A 3,823-nucleotide genomic window follows, 5' to 3' on the forward strand; every position below is an offset into this window, starting at 1 on the left:
AACACAGTGCAGCTCAATGGAGAGCTTTTCGTGCCCGAACACCGGGTGCTCCGCATGAAGGACGCCGTCGCCGGCAAATGGGCGTCGACGCCCCCTGTGGGTCAGGTGCTTTTCCTTAACAATTTTCTTGATTTCACGACAATCTTATCAGGGTCAACACCGCTCGGAATGGCGCAGGGTGCGCTTGAATATTTTAAGGCACGCCTTGACAAGCGGGGAATTCTTGGGACGGACTACAAGATTCAATCCGAGGCGCCCGTTGCGCAATTTCAACTCGCGGAAGCCGCCGCACGCATTGATGCGGCGGAGCGACTTTTGTCGGCCGATTGCCGTGAACTCGACCGGCGAGCTGCGGCTGGCGAAGTGTCCGATGATCTCTTTCAAGCAAAGCTGAAATTCGACGTCGCATTATCTGTTCGTGGATGTTGCGAGGCCATCGAAATCCTCCATCGTGGAAGCGGCGCTTCAACAATTCATGAGTCGAATCCAATGCAGCGTTACGCGCGAGACGCTCGTGTCGCTACTGTTCACGCCCACTTTAACTACGAGACTTGCGCTGAAAACTACGGCCGCGCGCTCGCCGGAAGACCGTTGTTCGGACGTTCTTCGCCGCTTGAAAAGAAAGCGTCGCCTCTGAGCGTTGATCAGCAGCAGCTCGCGCGACGTCGGGCCGAAGACATCGGCCAGCCGCGCGGGCAATGACTGACAAGATTAAAGGTTGACGTATGGACCTTAAAAACGAGTTGTCTGAGCCTTCTCGGTTCGTTGGATCGATGGCCGAACGGCGCTTACAAGAGAGCATCTACGAGAGCGAATGTATGCGCCTGCCAGAAATGCCGTCTATCCGTAGCGCGGGTGCCTTCGTACAGAATCCAACGGATGTCCGGGCGAATGTAAATCGCTTGCTCTTAAGTCGCAGAAATGCCCCACTCGACGAACGGACTTTGGGTGGGCCTGCGTTGCCGGCGTATCTCCGAAACGCAGTGATTGCGCTTGGAAACTTTGACGGCTTTCATGTCGGACATCAAGCCGTCGTTCTGCATGCTATTGCGTTGGCGCGCGCGCGAGGTGTCGCCGCGATTGTCGGGACGTTTGATCCGCATCCGGTGAGTTATTTTAAACGGAACGCGTCACCGTTCTCTCTTACGACCCTGAGTCAACGGCAGCAGTTATTTCTAAGCGCAGGCGTCGATGCGGTATTTGTTTTCCCCTTTGACGAAGCACTGGCGTGCGCGACGCCAGGAGAATTTGTGGGGAAGTGCTTAGCCGACCTAGGCGGGGTAGTCACCGGCACCGACTTCGCATTCGGTCGTTCTCGCACGGGCACGATCGCCGCTTTAGCCGAACTTGGAGCGAAGCAAGGCTTGAGTTGCAGCGCGGTGGCACCCGTTTCAGCCGACGGTGATGTAGTTTCCTCTACGCGTATTCGCCAGGCGTTGGCACGGGGCGATTGTGCGGCTGCAACGAAACTCTTGACCCGTCCCTTCTCGATTGCGGCGATGCTTCGGCTCTCCACTGAATTCGAGCCGACGAAAAGCGGTACTGCAGCATCAATCGATTTCGGTCCTTTCGTTCGGCCAAAAGCAGGGTTTTATGATGTGCTTGTTTGTGGCCGCGATCGCTGCAGCAAAGGCGTTGCGCATGTGAAATTAAGTGCCAACGAGCCGCAGATTGACCTCGTCGAACTTGTCATCCACGGAAGCTCGCAGTGGACAGATCGAGAACTGGTCGACGTACGGTTCATCAAATACATTCGCGTTTTATAAGTAGTAGAACTTATAAAATAAATAGATGACGGTCTTCAGCAGAGGAATATTAAGCAGCAAGATCGAGAGAGAGTGTCGCATTGAACATATAAAATAAATGGAGGAGATACGATGTTTAAATCAGTGGTGTGGTCGTCCGCGCTTGTGATATCTGCCCTTGCTAGCAACGCTCAGGCTCAAAGTTCAGTTACATTGTACGGTCGGCTCGACGTAGCAATTTCTCGCGACAGCTTTTCTAACACAGGTGCTGTTAAAGGATCCACGGCAATAAGCGAACTCAGTGACATATCGTGGTTTGGACTGCGCGGGGTGGAAGATTTGGGTGGAGGCTATAAAGCAATCTTCAAGCTTGAAAGCTGGTTCAATCCATCAACAGGCTCGCTCGCGTCTCCGATCGCTTTCTTTTCGCGAGAGTCTTACGTTGGCCTTTCCAACGCGGACTATGGCACGGTGCAGCTTGGGAGCCAGTTCGCACCCTCGGTCTGGGTTACCATCCCAACGGACCCTTTCGGGAGGACAACCAATGGATCTATCATTTCATTGATGCAGCAAATCCCCGGGATATCGGGTAATGCCAGGGGTTCGCTGTTGCCGGTGAACAATGCAATCCAGTACATTACCCCACGAATCGGCGGATTCCTCGGGCGCTTGATTTACGCGCCGAGCGGAAGTGCGCAGGCTCCAACCACGCTTGGCGACACCACTGGTGCTTATCTTAGCTACGACGGCAGAAACGCATATATTGGTCTTTCTTATGAGAATCAGCGTCAGGCCGGCACGGGTTTGGGACTCAAAGATGCGAGTGTCCCAAGCACAACCTATTCACTGGGCACAACCTACGATTTCCGTTACGTGAAAGTTCATGGCTATTTGATGCGCAACAGCGTACCGGGCCTCGGGAATGTGGACGCATGGCTTCTAGGGCTAACGGTTCCCGTATTTACCGGAGCTGTGCGTAGCTCCTACGCCACTCGTTGGACTCAGAACAGTGGTGGCACGCGCGCGGCGTTAGCAGCCATTGGCTACATTTACCCGTTTTCAAATCGCACGAGCGTCTATCTTAACTTTGCGCACCTTTCAAATGCGGACTCGATCGCTTTCGGCTTGTTGCCCGGTTCGACCGAAAGCTATGCAAGTCAGAAGCTGCCCGGGCGAGGACAAAACCAAAATAGCGTTGAACTGGGCATACGTACTGATTTCTGAGCGCCTGCACTTGCTGCGTGTCTATCGGGTGCGCGTACTAGCAAACGGTAGACTGCACCGTGTGAACCATCAAACTCCATGGAAGTACCTATGAACCTTCTACTTAAAGCAATTTTATTTTTGTGCTTGGCTGGCTCTGCATTAGCACAAACGCCCGAGAAGCCAAAGCTTGCGTCCACGCCGACAGGGCAATCTTACCTCGGTGACAATCCGGCCACTATCACAGATAGTCCGACCTACCATCGGACCAAGCCGTTGCGCCATCGTCGCAAAAATCCCGTCGCATCGGCGACGGAACCGACTAGCGGTTCGCAATAGTGCCGAATCTACCGTTAGTTATCGCGTGACTGACGGCTCCCCAGTCGCTTGGTAGAGCGACACCGTCTCGCCGCAGTGTACGCATATCACCCCACGGGTTTTATAACTTTTTGGAGAGGGCGAATGCCGTCGTATGGCTCGGGTCAGTGGATCAAGGGCGGAGCGGGTCGCGTCCCGGCCGGATCCTCTCGCGGCCGCGTGGACTTTTGGCGATGATCGAAAAAGTTCGCGCCTTCAGCGTCAACTGTGAGTGGCATAGCGAGTCGAATCCGCATCGGCGTTAATCTAAGTAGCATGCCATCGTCGCCCTATCCTTGTTCGTTGCTATGTGAGAGTGAAAGGCGACTTTACCTTTGCAGCCCAATTGCGGCTTAGCCTCGCGCGGTCTTGACGCATGCGTGACAGTTGACGTATAACTGAAACGAAGACGCCACGCTGGCGCACTAAGCATATTGCTGCCGCTCATCCGCAGGCGACGCCATTTACGCTGCGTAGGCACGAAGAAACGCATCGACGGCTTCCGTAATCGCTCTTTC

At 54.4% G+C, this 3,823-nt stretch carries 3 protein-coding genes; all 3 read left to right on the forward strand.

Translation table 11 applies throughout. The features are described 5' to 3' along the window. On the forward strand, positions 1–702 hold a 702-nt coding region (locus ACFFAR_RS27265; protein ID WP_375508823.1), incomplete at its 5' end, for an acyl-CoA dehydrogenase family protein. Positions 703–725: 23 nt separating this feature from the next. Further along, positions 726–1,766 (forward strand): hypothetical protein, encoded by a 1,041-nt coding sequence (locus ACFFAR_RS27270; RefSeq protein ID WP_375508824.1) that lies wholly within the window; start codon positions 726–728, stop codon positions 1,764–1,766. A 111-nt stretch (positions 1,767–1,877) separates the two neighbouring features. Beyond that, on the forward strand, positions 1,878–2,969 hold the full coding sequence (locus ACFFAR_RS27275; protein WP_375508825.1) for a porin: 1,092 nt from the start codon (positions 1,878–1,880) through the stop codon (positions 2,967–2,969). The last annotated feature ends 854 nt before the right edge of the window (positions 2,970–3,823 follow it).

Source organism: uncultured Caballeronia sp. (assembly GCF_964243625.1).
GTDB lineage: Bacteria > Pseudomonadota > Gammaproteobacteria > Burkholderiales > Burkholderiaceae > Caballeronia.

Excerpts from the sequence above, each read along its gene's own strand:
- ACFFAR_RS27275 (WP_375508825.1), top strand. The coding sequence starts at position 1,878 with ATGTTTAAATCAGTGGTGTGGTCGTCCGCGCTTGTGATATCTGCCCTT.
- ACFFAR_RS27270 (WP_375508824.1), top strand. The coding sequence starts at position 726 with ATGGACCTTAAAAACGAGTTGTCTGAGCCTTCTCGGTTCGTTGGATCG.